Annotated in this window: 12 protein-coding genes and 1 tRNA gene; 7 read left to right on the top strand and 6 right to left on the bottom strand. The window is 62.1% G+C overall.

The genetic code is table 11. The features are described 5' to 3' along the window. Positions 1-5: 5 nt before the first annotated feature. A complete protein-coding gene (locus FJ949_RS07915) occupies positions 6-1,775 on the bottom strand; it encodes a TadG family pilus assembly protein (RefSeq protein WP_140494805.1) in 1,770 nt (589 codons plus the stop codon). Further along, on the bottom strand, positions 1,776-2,222 hold the full coding sequence (locus FJ949_RS07910) for a TadE/TadG family type IV pilus assembly protein (protein WP_140495051.1): 447 nt from the start codon (positions 2,220-2,222) through the stop codon (positions 1,776-1,778). Between the two features lie 285 nt (positions 2,223-2,507). Between FJ949_RS07910 and FJ949_RS07905 the strand changes: the two genes are divergently transcribed. The 4 genes from FJ949_RS07905 to FJ949_RS07890 all read left to right on the top strand — a co-directional run bounded on the left by FJ949_RS07905 (position 2,508) and on the right by FJ949_RS07890 (position 7,927). Further along, on the top strand, positions 2,508-4,100 hold the full coding sequence (locus tag FJ949_RS07905; RefSeq protein ID WP_140494803.1) for a peptide ABC transporter substrate-binding protein: 1,593 nt from the start codon (positions 2,508-2,510) through the stop codon (positions 4,098-4,100). Between the two features lie 171 nt (positions 4,101-4,271). After that, positions 4,272-5,195 (top strand): ABC transporter permease subunit, encoded by a 924-nt coding sequence (locus tag FJ949_RS07900; protein WP_140494801.1) that lies wholly within the window; start codon positions 4,272-4,274, stop codon positions 5,193-5,195. Next, complete coding sequence (locus tag FJ949_RS07895; RefSeq protein WP_140494797.1) at positions 5,188-6,306, top strand: ABC transporter permease subunit; 1,119 nt, start codon at positions 5,188-5,190, stop codon at positions 6,304-6,306. The genes FJ949_RS07900 and FJ949_RS07895 overlap by 8 nt, the downstream gene beginning before the upstream one ends. Before the next feature lies 1 nt (position 6,307). Beyond that, complete coding sequence (locus FJ949_RS07890; RefSeq protein ID WP_140494795.1) at positions 6,308-7,927, top strand: ABC transporter ATP-binding protein; 1,620 nt, start codon at positions 6,308-6,310, stop codon at positions 7,925-7,927. 26 nt (positions 7,928-7,953) lie between these two features. Here FJ949_RS07890 and FJ949_RS07885 read toward each other — a convergent pair whose 3' ends face one another. Continuing rightward, a complete protein-coding gene (locus FJ949_RS07885; protein WP_140494793.1) occupies positions 7,954-8,298 on the bottom strand; it encodes a hypothetical protein in 345 nt (114 codons plus the stop codon). 304 nt (positions 8,299-8,602) lie between these two features. On the opposite strand from FJ949_RS07885, the gene FJ949_RS07880 reads away from it, so the two are divergent. Beyond that, positions 8,603-9,721 carry a glycosyltransferase family 9 protein gene (locus FJ949_RS07880; protein WP_140494792.1) on the top strand — a complete coding sequence of 373 codons (1,119 nt, stop codon included), beginning with the start codon at positions 8,603-8,605 and terminating at the stop codon, positions 9,719-9,721. Between the two features lie 131 nt (positions 9,722-9,852). Here the strand turns inward: FJ949_RS07880 and FJ949_RS07875 are convergent. After that, positions 9,853-9,929: transfer RNA gene (locus tag FJ949_RS07875), tRNA-Pro, on the bottom strand. Positions 9,930-10,126: 197 nt separating this feature from the next. Between FJ949_RS07875 and FJ949_RS30270 the strand changes: the two genes are divergently transcribed. Then, positions 10,127-10,288, top strand: a complete 162-nt coding sequence (locus FJ949_RS30270) for a hypothetical protein (RefSeq protein WP_181165182.1) — start codon at positions 10,127-10,129, stop codon at positions 10,286-10,288. A gap of 10 nt (positions 10,289-10,298) precedes the next feature. Beyond that, the gene (locus FJ949_RS07870; protein ID WP_140494790.1) at positions 10,299-12,539 is read left to right on the top strand and encodes an AGE family epimerase/isomerase; all 2,241 of its coding nucleotides are present in this window, start codon (positions 10,299-10,301) and stop codon (positions 12,537-12,539) included. Between the two features lie 30 nt (positions 12,540-12,569). Here the strand turns inward: FJ949_RS07870 and betB are convergent, their stop codons facing one another. Both betB and betA read right to left on the bottom strand, forming a co-directional pair. Next, the gene (betB, locus tag FJ949_RS07865; protein ID WP_140494788.1) at positions 12,570-14,033 is read right to left on the bottom strand and encodes a betaine-aldehyde dehydrogenase; all 1,464 of its coding nucleotides are present in this window, start codon (positions 14,031-14,033) and stop codon (positions 12,570-12,572) included. 56 nt (positions 14,034-14,089) lie between these two features. Continuing rightward, complete coding sequence (gene betA / locus FJ949_RS07860) at positions 14,090-15,742, bottom strand: choline dehydrogenase (RefSeq protein ID WP_140494786.1); 1,653 nt, start codon at positions 15,740-15,742, stop codon at positions 14,090-14,092. Positions 15,743-15,745 lie beyond the last annotated feature (3 nt).

Raw genomic sequence — 15,745 nt, 5'->3', positions numbered from 1 at the left:
CCATCTTACTGGACAAGCACGGCACGTCCGCACGTTGCGCCGGTGACCCGGACGTCGGCTTCACCGAGACGCACGCCAAGAGCTCCGAGCAGATTGGTAAGCAACGTGTCGACCGGAGCTGTTACGCTGTTCAGAAGTGCCACCACTGGCGGGCTTACGGTTGCGATCAGCGTGTTCAGATTCAGCAGCGGCAGACCGAGTAAATTCGCCGTCAGCGACAAATCGCTGACCAGCGACGTAGTCAACGACTGGGTAAAATTTTGCGTGTAAGCGGTCCTTATCGTCTTGGCATCGATATCGGCCTTGTTGAAAGTCAACGTCGTCGGCGTGTTGTTGGCCATGTCGAACGCCGCTGAGCCCACCACCGACAGCACCGGGATGATCAGAAGTTTCACGCTCGCGATTTCCGTGTTGGAAAACGTCTCCTTGTTGGTGACATCGGCAAAGCCGGCGCTGCTGCTGTCGCCGAGATGCCCTTCGACGATACCGGGACGAGTGGCGATGGTCACCTTGATGCTGCTGGGGCCTGTCGGACAACTTATGTCGGTGAGCTTGGCCTCGGCATAGGCGACTTCGACATGCAGAGGCAGACTGACCGACACCAGGGTGATACCGCCTCCGACATTGCTGTTGCCGGCTCCGATCTTCACCACCAGCTTGATGCGGGTCTGGGCCGTCCGCACAATGGTGCCGACTTCGCCAACCTTCAGCCATGGCGAGGATTGCGGCGGTTCGCCGACGGCGATGGCGAGCGTGCTCGACAGCACCCCCGGTATGCCGGTGCTGAGACCGAGGTCGATCTGCTTCGAACCGTTTGCCAGTTCGGCGGCGGCCATCAGCATTCCCATCGCGCTGGCGTCAACGCCAAGGCCGGCTGGCCTCTGCCCGAGGCCAAGTCTGCCGAGGGGGCCGAGGTCAATGAGATGGCTGAGCGGAATCTTGACCGTGTTAGTCGATTTGCTTGCCATGGTTTGCAAGGCGACCTTGGCCGTGTTGCCGAGCCCGGGAACATTGGCCATGGCGGTGGCGATCTGGCCGACTGTAGCCTTTGAGGCCAGAACGTCCGAATAGGTCACGCCCGTCAGGTTCAATTGCACCGCCAGGGCATCGACGAACGAAAGCACGCTGACATCGGCGGAGATCAATCCGTTGTAGTCCATGACGCTGAGCGAGATGTTGCCGCCTAGGAGGCCGCCGAGAAGCGCGTTGAGGATGGGGCTGTTGCTGGTATTGACGCTGAGCAACCTCGATCCGACCGAGAAAGTGGCCTGTGGCGTCATGCTGGCGGTGGCTTCGGTGCCAATGATGGGCGTTGGGATCAGCGAGCTTGCGAAATAGCGGTTGGGGATCTTGCGCAGGGTCACATGAACCGCGTTGTAAGGGGTTACGCCTGCTTGGAAGCGTTGATCCACATTGACCGAGGATGCCCCTGCATATCGGCCCCGCGTGACCGTCACGACGGTTTTGCCCACCGCCGCGGGAATGGTTTGACCCGAGCCCTGAACGACGACACCTGGCATCCCGTTGTCGGTGAGCGTGGTCAAGACTGCGGTCTGGACGTTGTTGATGTTCGAAGCCGCGGTGATCGCTGCCAGGTCGACCATCGCCTGTGCTTCTAGGCGCTCGGTGTAAATGGAGGCCTCGTCGATCGCCACCGCTGCCAGCGCCAGCGCGACCGGCGCGCTCAACGCCGCCATCACCGTGAAATTCGCTCGCCGGTCACCAAGCATCAGGCGTGCAAGCCTGCCGACCTTCAAGTGCGCGCAGAGCAGCATTCAGATGCCCCCGACCCTGATCGTTGATTGGCGTTTGATCGTTGTACCCGGCATGGCTATGCCCGGAAAGAGATTCCAGATCGGCAGGTTTCGGGCATCGTACTGGATCGACACCACGAACTGATTGCCGTCCGCCGTGCTGTCATTGGCCCGATAAGTCAGCTTGCTGGCGTCGACGAAGGGATATCCACCGGCATTATTGGCGAGAAACGAGGCCACGAGCGTCTGCCGCTCGGTCTGGTTCAGCCCCGAGATGGCCGTCCGGGCGGCGTCCGCCGCGATCTGCTGTATTGAATTGGCCGCGCCGAAATAGATACCGTATGCAACCATTCCGAGCAGGAGAAGGATGAATATCGGTGATAGCAGAGCGAACTCAACCGCCGAAGTTGCCGAAGTGTCTGTCTGGAATCGGCGCCCCTGGATCCGGCGAATGAGGTTCTGAACCATGCCGCCGAGCATGCCAAAGTTCGCATGCAAAAAGCGAAAACTCTAGGCGCAACCTGGAAGTGTGTATGATTGAAAAGCTACGCTAATTTAGCCGCGGCTTCTTTGATTCCTGGCTATTGACTTAGGGTCAATCAGTACTCGGTTGAAAAGAGCTTGCCGCCTGTCTAGTCTCCTGCCACCAGCCGACGGAGGGAACCGGCGGCGCGCTCAAAGGGGCCAGACATCGGTCCCGGGGCGTCAACACGCAAAGGCGCGCCGTTGGCAGCGCCGACAGGGAGAAACTTCATGCTGAAAAACATGCTGAAGGCGACGGCATTCGCCACAACCATGGCGCTGGCCGCCGGAACATTCTACACGCCGGCCTTTGCCGAGGTCGTCTACAACAGAGGCACTGCTGCCGAATCCGAGTCGGTTGATCCGCATAAGACGTCGACGGTTTATGAAGCCAACGTCTTGCGCGACCTGTTCCAAGGTCTGGTGATGCAGGACGAGAAGGCCAACGTCATCCCCGGCGCCGCCGAGAGCTGGACGGTGTCGGATGACGGTACCGTTTACACCTTCAAGCTCAGGAAGGACGGCCAGTGGTCCGACGGCAGCCCGGTGACGGCCGAAGACTTCGTCTTCGCTTTCCGCCGCCTCGAAGACCCGGCGACGGCCGCCGAATATGCCTCGATGCTTTATCCCGTCAAGAACGCCGAGGAAGTCAACACCAAGAAGGGCAAGCCCGAGGACATGGGCGTCAAGGCCATCGACGCGACCACCCTTGAAGTGACGCTGAAGGCGCCGACGCCATATTTCCTCGAAATGCTGACCCACCAGGCGACCTATCCGGTCAACAAGGCGTCCATGGACAAGCTCGGCGCCGACTGGATCAAGCCGGGCAATCTCGTTTCCAACGGCCCCTATACGCTGGCCGAGTGGGTTCCCAACGATCATATGAAACTGGTCAAGAATCCGAAATTCTGGGATGCCGGAAGCGTCAAGATCGACGTCGTCAACTACATCCCGACAGAGGATCGCTCCTCGGCGATGAAGCGCTTCGAGGCCGGCGAACTCGACAGCTACGACGATCTACCGACCGAGCAGCTCGCCGACCTCAAGGCCAAGTTCGGTGATCAGATCAAGGTGGGGCCGTATCTCGGCACCTATTACTACGCGATCAAGACCGACAAGAAGCCCTGGGACAATGTCGAGCTGCGCAATGCCATCTCGATGGCCATCGACCGCGATTTCATTGCCGAAAAGGTCTGGCAGAATTCAATGCTGCCAGGCTATTCGATGGTCCCTCCGGGCATCGAGGGCTACACGCCGGCGATGGCCAAATATGCCGACATGTCGCAGATCGACCGCGAGGACGCAGCCAAGAAGATACTCGAGAAACTCGGTTACACGCCGGAGCATCCGCTGAAGATGGAGATCCGATACAACACCTCGGAGAACCACAAGAATACCGCGGTCGCCATCCAGGAACAGCTGAAGCCGCTCGGCGTCGACGTCACGCTGCTCAACACCGACACCAAGACCCACTACTCCTTCCTCGAGCAGAGGGGTGACTATGACGTTGCGCGCGCCGCCTGGATTGCCGACTACAAGGATCCCGAAACCTTCCTGGGCATCTCGCGCAAGGCCAGCGGCAACAACTATTCGGTCTATGACAGCCCGCAATATGAGGCGGCCATGGACAAGGCGGCCGCCGCCGGCGGCAAGCCGGAAGAGCGCATGAAGGAACTCGCCGCCGCCGAGCGTATCCTCGTCGATGACGTCGGCCAGATCCCGCTTCTCTACTATAGCTACCACGATATCGTTTCCCCGAAGCTGCACGGCTTCGTCGACAACGTCATGGACGTGCATCCGTCCCGCTTCATCTCCAAGGATTGAAAACCTTGATCGACCCGCCGCCCGTTCAGGACGGCGGTTCGAGCTGTCGTCGCATGGGGCCCGAAAGTCGAAATCGATTTTCGCAGGCCATGGTGCGAAGATGAGAGGTGCCAGAGCGCTGCGGGCGTCCGGTTGGATGCCCGTCACCCTGGCCGAAGCAGGGCACCGCCGATGCTACGCTACATTTTCAGGCGGCTTCTGACCGCCATTCCAACGCTATTCGTCATCGTGACCTTGGCGTTCTTCCTGATGCGCGTCGCACCGGGCGGCCCGTTCAACCAGGAGCGGGGCCTGAGCCCCGAGATCAGGGCCAATCTTGAAGCCCAGTTCGGGCTCGCCGACCCGCTCTGGCTGCAATATGTCCACTATCTCGGCAATCTCCTGCGCGGCAATTTTGGCCCGAGCTACAATATGCCGGACTTTACCGTCACCGAGCTTTTCGCGAAGGGCTTGCCTATTTCCATTCAGCTCGGCGCCTCCGCGCTGATCTTGGCGCTGCTGCTCGGCAGCGTGCTCGGTACCATTGCGGCGCTCAACCAGAACAAACTTGGCGACTACACGGTGATTGCGCTGGCAACCGCGGGCAGCACCATCCCGACCTTCGTCATCGCGCCGATTATCCAGCTCGTGTTCGGATTGACCTGGAAGCTGTTGCCGATCGGCGGCTGGGGCGATGGTGCGCTTATCAACAAGATCGGTCCCGTGCTGACGCTTGCCCTGCCGCAGATCGCCATCGTCGCCCGCCTGATGCGCGGCTCGATGATCGAATCGCTGCGCTCGCATCACATCCGCACGGCGCGCGCGCTCGGCCTGTCCGACTGGTCGGTGGTGGTCAAGCACGCGCTGCGCGGCGCCGTCCTGCCGATCGTCTCCTTCACCGGTCCGGCTGCCGCCGCCCTGCTCACCGGCTCGATCATCGTCGAGACGATCTTCTCCATTCCCGGCGTCGGGCGCTACTTCGTCGATGCCGCGCTCAACCGCGACTACACGCTGGTGATGGGGACGGTGGTGGTCATCGCCATCTTCACCATCGTCTTCAACCTGATCGTCGACGTCATGTATGCCGTCGTCGATCCGAGGGTGCGCTATGACTGATATCGCGATCGCCGCACCGGTCGTCGGCCGTTCGCTGTGGGGCGATGCCTGGGCGCGCCTCAAGGCCAACCGCGCTGCCATGTTCAGCCTCTACTATCTGATCCTGATCGCCGTGATCAGCGTGTTCGGGCCCTGGTTCGTGCCGCACCAATACACCACCATCTATGGTGATTATGTGCGTACGCCGCCGAGCCTGTCGGCCTATCCGAAGGCGGACATGATCGAGACCGCGCTTAATGAGGCGATCAAGCGCATGCGTGTCGACATCAAGGACTGGCGCCAGGACGGCAATCGCGTCTTCGTCACCGTCACCTCCAGCAAGGCGATCGACGACCGCAACATCCGCTATCTCGACCGGTCCGACGCCTTCGACGACACCAGGATCGAAAGCAAGTCGCCTGACGGCCTCGAAGCGACGATGAGCGCCTCGGTCAAGCAGCAATATTTTCTTTTCGGCACCGACAACACCGGCCGCGATCTGTTGTCGCGGACGCTGATGGCCGGGCGCGTTTCGCTGGCCATCGGTCTGCTCGCCGGCGTCGTGGCCGTGGCCATCGGCGTGCTCTATGGCGCCACTGCCGGTTTTGCCGGAGGCAGGGTCGACGAGGTGATGATGCGCATCGTCGACGTGCTTTATTCGCTGCCCTTCATCTTCTTCGTCATCATGCTGGTGGTGTTCTTCGGCCGCAACTTCGTGCTGATGTTCCTGGCGGTCGGCGCCGTGCTGTGGCTCGACATGGCCCGCATCGTGCGCGGCCAGGCGCTGTCCATCCGCCGCCAGGAATATGTCCAGGCGGCCGAGGCCATGGGCGTCGGCCAGCGCGGCATCCTTTTGCGCCACGTCATTCCCAACCTGCTCGGGCCGGTGGTGATCTACATGACGCTGCTGGTGCCGCAGGTCATTATCCTGGAGAGCTTTCTGTCGTTCCTCGGGCTCGGCATCCAGGAGCCGATGACCAGCTGGGGCGTGCTGATCTCGGTCGGCGCCAAGAATATCGGCACTGCAAACTGGCTGCTTCTGTTCCCTGCCTTCTTCCTGGTCTCCACCTTGTTCGCCCTGAACTTCGTCGGCGACGGCCTGCGCGATGCGCTCGACCCCAAGGACCGCTAAGATGGACGCAGCAGAGACCATTCTCAGCGTAAAGGATCTTCGCGTGCGCTTCCGCACCCTCGACGGCGCGGTCGAGGCGGTGAAAGGCATCAACATCCAGGTCAAGGCGGGCGAAACCGTCGCCGTGGTCGGCGAATCCGGCTCCGGCAAGAGCCAGACGATGATGGCGGCGATGAGCCTGCTGGCCTCCAATGGAGAAGCCACCGGCAGTGTCGATTATCGCGGCCGCAATCTTCTGGCGCTAAGCAAATCCGAGTTGAACAAGGTCCGCGGCCGCAAGATCAGCATGATCTTCCAGGAGCCGATGACCTCGCTCGATCCGCTCTATTCGATCGGCAACCAGCTGATCGAACCGATTCGCCGGCATCGGGGCTTGAATGCGGCGCAAGCGCGCGAGGAGGCGCTCAACCTGCTCAGGCTGGTGCATATTCCCGATCCCGAACGGCGCATGAAATCCTATCCGCACGAAATGTCGGGTGGCCAGCGCCAGCGCGTCATGATCGCCATGGCTTTGGCAAACGATCCCGACATCCTGATTGCCGACGAACCGACGACGGCGCTCGACGTCACCATCCAGGCGCAGATCCTCATGCTTCTGGCCGAGCTGCAGCGCAAGCTCGGCATGGCGATCGTCTTCATCACCCACGATCTCGGCATCGTCCGGCGCTTTGCCGACCGGGTCTATGTCATGCGCTCCGGTGAGGTGGTGGAGGAGGGGGACGCGCAAGCCATCTTCGCCAGTCCTCAGCATGCCTACACCAAGATGCTTCTGGCGGCCGAGCCGACCGGAACCAAGGCGCCGCCGCCGGCCAATGCGCCCGTCCTGCTCGAAGGCAGAAACGTCGAGGTCACCTTCCGTATCGGCGGGGGCTTTCTGGCCGGCGAACCGCTGATGCTGCGCGCCGTCAACCACATCTCGATCAGGCTGAGGCGCAATCAGACGATCGGCATCGTCGGCGAATCAGGCTCTGGAAAATCGACGCTTGGCCGCGCTTTGCTGCGGCTGTTGCCGAGCGATGGCGTGATCCGCTTCGGCGACCGCGATATCTCGACCGCCGACCGCCAGACGATGCGGCCGCTGCGGCGCCAATTGCAGCTGGTCTTCCAGGATCCGTTCGGTTCGCTGTCGCCGCGCATGACCATCGGCCAGGTCATTACCGAAGGGTTGCTGGTGCATGAACCGAACCTCTCGGGCAAGCAGCGCGACCAGCGCGCCGTCGAGGCGCTGCGTGAAGTCGGCCTCGATCCCAATTCGCGCAATCGCTATCCGCACGAATTCTCAGGCGGCCAGCGCCAGCGCATCGCAATCGCCCGGGCCATGATCCTCAAGCCCAAGCTGGTGGTGCTGGACGAGCCGACCTCGGCGCTCGACCGCTCGGTGCAGAAGCAGATCGTGGAGTTGCTGCGCAAGCTGCAGGCCGATCATGAGCTGTCCTATCTGTTCATCAGCCACGATCTCGCCGTGGTGCGCGCCATGGCCGACTACATCATCGTCATGAAGCAGGGCAAGATCGTCGAGGAAGGGCCGACGGAAGACATTTTCAGCAATCCGCAGGCCGGCTACACGCAGACGCTGATGAGCGCCGCAATCGATGTCACGCGGTTTCGCTTGAGTGCGTGAGGCGAGCCCGGCAGCGGCGCCTCAGCTCAACTCGCCAGCCCTGGGCATTTGCGCGCCCTGGCGGCGGCCATGGCCGTTTGCTGCTGCTTCAGCCGATCGATCCTGGTCGTTTCGCGATTGGCGACGGCGGCCTTGACGCTTGAGCCGCCCAGCAGCCATCTCGGAACACTGGTGCTGGCGACCTTGCCCCGCGTGATGGCTGTCTGCGAGATGCCTTTGGCGGCTTCGCCTATGGCGCTGTTCAGTTCGGCGCATGTCATCTTGTCGTAATTCGCCGGATCGATCGATCCGCTGGTCGACGCGCAGCCTCCGACAAGGGCGAGGAGGAGCACGGGGATGAACGGCCTGCTGGGGGTCGAATGCAATTTCATGTCCACGACCTTACTCCAGCGTAAGCGACCATGGCCACCCTCCGATATGTCCGCATGCGTGCGTACGCCGAAACGAACCGGGGTCATTCACATTCACGACGGACACGAGTTCGACCTCGGCGGAACCCTTGAAAGAGAGCCTGCGAGCCCCATCTGCGTTGACAAATATTCCTGGTTGGTTGATGGCTGAGGCGATATCCTATATCAGCGGACAGAACGAGCTTGTCATTGCGCGGCTATTGCCTACATCGATCGTTTGTCGAAAATTTTGGATTCTTTTTGGCTGAAATGGAATAGTCATTCCATGAAAAGTTGGATCAAGAATTCAAAAGAGCCGGCAAAGGCGCTGCCGAAGGCTGGCAACGTACAATCAATACTCATAAATCAGACGAAGTTTATCGGGGATGTTGTTCTAACTTCGGTTCTGGTCAGGCATCTGCGGGCAGAGTTTCCGAACGCGACGATCACCATGCTATGCCAGGCGGCGCTGGCGAAATTCGTTCTGGAGCAAGGCATCGCCGACAGCGTGGTTTCGCTCGATCGCGGCAAAATGCGCGGCTCCCCTTTCGAGCGCACGTCCGGAATGACCAGGCTCCTGCACGATCTGAGGAAGTCGGATTATGATCTTATCATCGATCTGTCCGACTCCAAGACATCACGGCTTGTGATGCGCTTCGTCAAGGCGCCTTTTCGCGTAGGCTATGTTCCATCGGAGCAGCCCCTGAAATTCTGGGAGCGCCAAAGCGCCAACATCTTTGCCGCCACATACGGCCATGGCGGCGAGCATTATCTGCATCGGTACCTGTCGCCGCTGTTTGCCCTTGGCATTCCTGTGACCGATCCTATTCCGTCCCTCAAGCCAACCGAATCCGGTTCGCGTCAGGCAAAGCAGCTGCTTGCCCGACACGAACTGGAAACGAAGTCGTTTGTCGCCGTCCATGCCGGCGCCAGTTTCCCAGGCCGTTGCTGGCAGCCTGACCGTTTCGCATCGGTCCTGGGAGAGATTTACCGTCGAAAGGGTCTGCGGGCGGTCATCGTTGGCGGCCCGGACGAGGCAGGTATCGCAGGCAAGGTGTTGGATGCGGCAACATCGCCGATCGTAAATCTCGTTGGCCAGGCACCCCTGACCACCCTTTTGCCCCTGCTGGGCGAGGCCCTGATCTTCCTGGGCAACGAAAGCGGACCCATGCACCTGGCCGCGGCCATGAAAACGCCCGTCGTTGGCCTGTTCGGTCTGACCCAACCTGACATCTGGGGGCCTCTTGGCGTTCCCAACCGTACGCTGCAGCCTCCGATGCCATGCAAGTGCATAGCGCCGGGCCTCTGCAAGGTGGGCAATGCAGGGGGCGTTTATTGCGTTCAACGGCTTGACGCCGCCGACGTCACCAAAGCGGCAATCGAACTCATAGAACGCGTCAGCTAAACCAACTCCAGGAAAAGTGCGCAGCGGTTTTTCCGTCCGGAATTGCGTAAAGCGATGAATTGGAGCAGGCGACGATCAAACATCGAGCCGCTGCGGCGGGAACAACAAACACGCGTATCGCTTTGTTTTTCTGGTCGGAGTGGCAGGATTTGAACCTGCGACCCCCTCGTCCCGAACGAGGTGCGCTACCAGGCTGCGCTACACTCCGTGACCAGACCGCGGGCTTATAGCCGCCGCATCTGGTTCCTGCAAGCGTCAATGGCAGCACTTCTGTCGCATTTCGCCAGCTTTCTTCGCGAGCCTGTTTCAGCGCCTCGAATAAACGCCGCTTAAAGGGCTTCCGTGGTAGGGCCCCGGCAAACGTTTGCGCGATTTGTGTTTCCAGCCGCCCGGAGATTTCCAGTCTTGACCCCCAGGATCGTTGGCGAAGCACGGCCCAACAGTTTCGGATTGCCGGAGCTTGTCGTGGTGGTGGAGAGCCCGGTATCGTCGCAGCGGCGCCGGCAGACGTTCGACGCGGTGCTGCGCCGTAGTCCGGAAGTCGGCGACTACAACCAGATCTTTTGACAAGGGCATCATGAGCCAGCGCATCGTCAGTTTCGTCATGAGCGGCGGCGTCGGCTCGCGGCTCTGGCCGCTGTCGCGCGAGGACAATCCCAAGCAGTTCCACGACCTTTCGGGCGACGGCTCGATGCTGGCAAAGACCTTGCGCCGGCTGGCGTCACGGCCCAGCGGCGATACGCCCATCTTCATGATCGCTTCCGAACGCCATGCCGAGCGCGTCCATGCCGATCTCGCCGGCATAAACCTTGCCGGCGGTGGGCCGCTGTTCGAACCTACCGGCCGCAACACCGCCGCGGCGGTGGCGCTGGCAAGCCTGCGCACGCTCGCCGAATTCGGTGACGAACTGGTGCTGGTGGTGCCGTCCGATCACGAGATTTCGACCGCGCGGCAATTCTGGCAGAGCGTCGAGGCGGGCACCGCCGCTGCCAGCGCCGGGCGGCTGGTGGTGTTCGGCCTCAAGCCGACACAGCCGGAGACCGGCTATGGCTACATCGAAGTCGCCGCCGAAAGAGCAGGCGTGTTCGATGTCTCGCGCTTCGTCGAAAAGCCGGACCTTGCCACCGCCCAGGCCTATCTCGAAGCCGGCAATTTCCACTGGAACACCGGCATCTTCCTGTTTCGCGCCGGCGCCATGCGTGATGCTTTCGCAGCTTTCGAGCCGAAGATCTGGCAGGCGACCGAAGCTGCCTACAAGGCTGCGACATCGGACCTTTCCGGCTTCTACATGCCGCTGGACCTCTACGGCGCCATTCCTTCGGTCTCGATCGACTATGCCATCATGGAGCGGGCAAAGGACATCGCCATGGTGCCGGCCAGCTTTCGCTGGAACGATCTCGGCTCCTGGCAGTCGCTGCTCGATGTCGGGCCTGCCGATAGCCAAGGCAATGTCATCGCCGGCGACGTCGTCGCCATCGATTGCGAGAATTCCTACATTCGCAGCGATGGCCGGCTGCTGTCGGCCATCGGCATGAGAGATGTCGCCATCGTCTCGACATCGGACGCTACCTTCGTCGCCCCGGTCAGCCATAGCCAGCACGTCAAGAAGATCGTCGAGCAGCTCGAAAAATCCGGCCGGTTGGAAACCCGCTTCACGCCTGCCCACGACCGGGTCATCGAAAGCGGCGCTTGGCGTCGCCGCGTCCATCACTGGCTGTTTCAGGAGACGCTTCCGCTGTGGTCGACATCAGGCGTCGACGAACGCTATGGCGGATTCCACGAGGCTCTTGGCTTCGACGCCACGCCGCTGATGAAGCCCAAGCGCATGCGCACGCAGGCCCGCCAGGTCTACGCCTTTGCGGTCGCCAAGCAACGCGGCTGGGACGGCCCGGCCGACCGGCTCATCGCCCACGGCATCGACTTCATGGCCGGAAGCGGCCGAACGGCAAGGGGCGGCTGGGTGCGTACCCTCGACATCGACGGTTCGGTCGCCGACCCGGTCGAGGACGCCTACGATCATTCCTGCGTGCTTCTGGCGCTGGCGCATGCCCACATGTCGGGCCATCCGGATGCGCTGCGGCTCGGCGAAGAGACCTTCGCCTTCCTCGATGCCCATCTCGAGGATAGCCGCATGACCGGCTTTCTCGAAACCTCGGACGGGCAGGGCGAGCGGCGCTCCAATCCGCACATGCATTTTTTGGAAGCCTTCCTCGCCTGGCACGAGGCGACAGGCGAGCGCGCTTATCTGCGCCGCGCGGCACGCATCATCGACCTGTTCCGCAACCACTTCTTCGATCCCGAAAGCTGGACGCTGGGTGAATATTTCGACGCCGGCTGGAGGCCCGTGGCGGGCGAGAAGGGTACCTGGACCGAGCCCGGCCATCATTTCGAATGGGCCGCGCTGCTTGTCGATTTCGCCGCTCTTAGCGGCCAGGCCGAACTGAGTGGCTTCGCCAGGAAACTCTATGCCTCGGCCATCGCCAATGGCCTCAACCGCGCCACAGGCCTTGCGTATGGCGCCGTCTCCCGGCAGGGTCTGCCGCTGGACCTGGTCTCGCGTAGTTGGCCACAGGCCGAAGCGGTCAAGGCGGCGATTGCGTTGGACGGTTCTGGCGGACCCGATCTCAAGCCGGAGATCGAGGAACGCGTAGGCCGGCTGTTCCGCTGGCACATCGACCCGGCGCCGCTGGGTCTGTGGATCGACCGCGTCGACGAGCGCGGCCGCTCGCGGGCATCAGATGTGCCGGCCAGCATTTTTTATCATCTCGTGTGCGCGCTCACGCAGTATCTGGATGGGACTGCCGAGAAGGGCGGCTGAGAAAGAGGCGCTGTCCCGACGACATTTTGCTCAATAAGGGCTGACCACATCCCCGGTCTCGACATAAACCGCCTTCATCTGCGAATAGAGCGCCAGCGCGGCCAGTGAATTTTCTCGCCCAATGCCGGATTGCTTGACACCGCCGAAGGGGATTTCGACCGGGGTCAGGTTGTAGGTGTTGATCCAGCACGTGCCGGCCCGCAGCTCGGCGATGACGCGGTGGGCGCGCGACAGGTCGCGCGTGAACACGCCGGCCGCGAGACCGAACTCAGTGTCGTTGGCGCGCTCGACCACCTCGTCCTCGCCGTCGAATTTCAGCACGCTCATGACAGGCCCAAAGATTTCTTCGCGCGCGATGCGCATGCTGTCGCTCACCCCGGTGAACACCGTCGGCTCGACGAAGAAGCCGCCTTCAAAACCTTGCAGCGAAGGCACGTTGCCGCCGCAGGCGAGCGTGGCGCCTTCTTGCTTGCCCGCCGCGATGTAGGAGACGACCTTCTCCTGCTGTGCCTTGCTGACCAGCGGGCCCATCTGGGTTTCGGCATCGAGTGGGTCGCCGATGCGGATCTTCTTGGTTCGCTCGACGAGCCGGTCGACGAAGCGGTCATGGATGCCCTTCTGGACGAAGACGCGCGTGCCGTTGGAGCAGATCTGCCCCGTCGAATAGAAATTGCCGAGCATGGCGCCGCCGACGGCATTCTCGAGATCGGCGTCGTCGAAGACGATCAGCGGCGACTTGCCGCCGAGTTCCATCGTCGCGTGCTTCATCTTCGAGCCGGCGAGCGACAGCACCTTGCGGCCGGTCGGCACCGAGCCGGTCACCGACACCTTGGCCACGACATCGTGGCTGACCAGGCTGGCGCCGACATCGCCATAGCCTTGCACGACGTTGAACAGCCCGTCGGGCAGGCCTGCCTCGCTGTAGATCTCGGCCAGGGCCAATGCCGACAATGGCGTGTTTTCCGATGGTTTGAACACCATGGCGTTGCCCATGGCGAGCGCGGGCGCGGATTTCCAGCCGGCGATCTGGATTGGATAGTTCCAGGCGCCTATGCCGACGCAAACGCCGAGCGCCTCGCGCCGCGTGTAGGCGAAGGCCCCGCCCAAATCGACAGCCTCGCCATTGTAAGCTGCAACCGCGCCGCCGAAATATTCCAGGCAATCCGCGGCCGATGGCGCATCCGCCACCAGCGTTTCCTGAATCGCCTTACCGGTGTCGAGCGTCTCGAGGCGGGCAAGATCGGCGTTGCGGGCGCGCAAGATGTCGGCGGCGCGGCGCAGGATGCGGCCGCGCTCCACCGGCTTCAGCCGCGCCCAAGCCGGTTGCGCGGCACGCGCAGCCTCGATGGCGAGTTCCAGCACGTTCGGCGTCGCCGAGCGCAGCAGGGCGATGGTCTCGCCGGTTGCCGGATAGATGACCGGCAGTGGCGCGCCTTGCTCGTCGTCTATGTAGCGTCCGTTGACATAGTGCGATGCCGTTGGCTGGGCGCGCATGGGCTTCTCCAAATCGTCTTAGCGGCATGCCGATCGTGCGGTTGCACGATCATGCTCTATCTGTCGGACGCCTGCCAGCGGGGATTGATCCATGGTTCCTGGTTGGAAGGCGCCAGCGGCGTGCGGCCGAGAATGTGGTCGGAAGCCTTCTCGCCAGTCATGATCGACGGCGCGTTGAGGTTGCCGTTGGTGACGCGCGGGAAGATAGAGGAATCGGCTACCCGCAGGCCCTCGACGCCGATCACGCGGCATTCCGGATCGACGACGCTCGTGACCTCGTCGGCGCGGCCCATCCGGCAGGTGCCGCAGGGATGATAGGCGCTTTCGGCGTGATCCCTGATGAAGATGTCGAGGTCGTCGTCCGATTGCACGTGGCTGCCGGGCGAAATTTCCTGGCCGCGGAAGCCGTCGAAGGCCTTCTGGCCGAAAATCTCGCGCGTCAGCCTGATGCAGTGGCGGAACTCGCTCCAGTCGTCTGGATGCGACATGTAGTTGAAGTGGATCACCGGTTTCGAATTCGGGTCCGGCGAGCGCAGTGTCACCGAGCCGCGCGATTTCGAGCGCATTGGCCCGACATGCGCCTGAAAACCATGCGACTTCGCCGCCGCCTTGCCGTCATAGCGCACCGCCGCCGGGATGAAGTGGTACTGGATATCAGGATAGTCGACCCCGGCGCGCGAGCGCACGAAGGCCGCCGCCTCGAAATGATTGGTGGCGCCAAGGCCGGTCTTGAAGAACAGCCACTGCGCCCCGATCATCGCCTTGGAAAACGGGTTGAGCACCGAATTCAGCGTGATCGGCTTTGTCGATTCCTGCTGGATATAAAGTTCCAGATGGTCCTGCAGGTTGCGGCCGACGCCGGGTCTATCGGCCACCACCGCGATGCCGTTTTCCCTGAGATGTTCCGCAGGCCCGATGCCCGACAGCATCAGGATTTTCGGCGAGTTGATCGACGATGCCGCGACGATCACCTCACGTCGCGCCTTAACGACTTGAATCTGTTTGCGAGCTTCGATTTCGACCCCGATGGCGCGTTGATTCTCGATGATCACCCGTCGCGCAAAGCCCTTGACCAGGCTTACGTTTTTGCGCCTGAGCGCCGGCCTCAGATAGGCTGATGCCGCCGACCAGCGGCGGCCGCCGAAAATGGTCTGCTCCATCGGGCCGAACCCCTCTTGCCTGGAGCCGTTATAGTCGTCGGTCAGTTCGAAGCCGGCCTGGCGGCCCGCTTCGACGAAGGCGCCATAGAGCGGATTTTTCCGCGTGCCGCGTCGCACGTGCAGCGGCCCGCCATGGCCCCGCCAGCCGTCCTCGCCGCCATCCGCATCTTCCATGCGCTTGAAATAAGGAAGCACGTCTGCAAAACCCCAGCCGGCGGCTCCCTGTTCGGCCCAGTGGTCGAAGTCGCGGGCGTGGCCGCGCACATAGACCATGCCGTTGATCGAGGACGAGCCTCCGATCACCTTGCCGCGCGGCGTCGCCAGCACGCGGCCGCCGAGATGCGGCTCGGGCTCGCTGGCAAAACCCCAGTCGTAGAGGCTCATATTGAGCGGGATCGACAGCGCCGATGGCATCTGGATCAGCGGCCCGATATCGGAGCCGCCGAATTCGATAACGATGACCGAGTGCTTGCCATCCTCTGACAGGCGATAGGCCATGGCCGAGCCGGCGGAGCCGGAGCCGATGATGACGAAATCCGCTTCAAGCATTGT

Source organism: Mesorhizobium sp. B2-4-1, assembly GCF_006442185.1.
GTDB lineage: Bacteria > Pseudomonadota > Alphaproteobacteria > Rhizobiales > Rhizobiaceae > Mesorhizobium.
Note: the sequence above shows the minus strand (reverse complement) of the source record. Positions and strands in the feature narration are given on the sequence as shown.

What these genes read in the sequence shown, in the direction of transcription:
- FJ949_RS07915 (WP_140494805.1), bottom strand. Translation starts at nt 1,775, where the DNA reads ATGCTGCTCTGCGCGCACTTGAAGGTCGGCAGGCTTGCACGCCTGATG.
- FJ949_RS07910 (WP_140495051.1), bottom strand. Translation starts at nt 2,222, where the DNA reads ATGGTTCAGAACCTCATTCGCCGGATCCAGGGGCGCCGATTCCAGACA.
- FJ949_RS07905 (WP_140494803.1), top strand. Translation starts at nt 2,508, where the DNA reads ATGCTGAAAAACATGCTGAAGGCGACGGCATTCGCCACAACCATGGCG.
- FJ949_RS07900 (WP_140494801.1), top strand. Translation starts at nt 4,272, where the DNA reads ATGCTACGCTACATTTTCAGGCGGCTTCTGACCGCCATTCCAACGCTA.
- FJ949_RS07895 (WP_140494797.1), top strand. Translation starts at nt 5,188, where the DNA reads ATGACTGATATCGCGATCGCCGCACCGGTCGTCGGCCGTTCGCTGTGG.
- FJ949_RS07890 (WP_140494795.1), top strand. Translation starts at nt 6,308, where the DNA reads ATGGACGCAGCAGAGACCATTCTCAGCGTAAAGGATCTTCGCGTGCGC.
- FJ949_RS07885 (WP_140494793.1), bottom strand. Translation starts at nt 8,298, where the DNA reads ATGAAATTGCATTCGACCCCCAGCAGGCCGTTCATCCCCGTGCTCCTC.
- FJ949_RS07880 (WP_140494792.1), top strand. Translation starts at nt 8,603, where the DNA reads ATGAAAAGTTGGATCAAGAATTCAAAAGAGCCGGCAAAGGCGCTGCCG.
- FJ949_RS07870 (WP_140494790.1), top strand. Translation starts at nt 10,299, where the DNA reads ATGAGCCAGCGCATCGTCAGTTTCGTCATGAGCGGCGGCGTCGGCTCG.
- betB (WP_140494788.1), bottom strand. Translation starts at nt 14,033, where the DNA reads ATGCGCGCCCAGCCAACGGCATCGCACTATGTCAACGGACGCTACATA.
- betA (WP_140494786.1), bottom strand. Translation starts at nt 15,742, where the DNA reads ATGCTTGAAGCGGATTTCGTCATCATCGGCTCCGGCTCCGCCGGCTCG.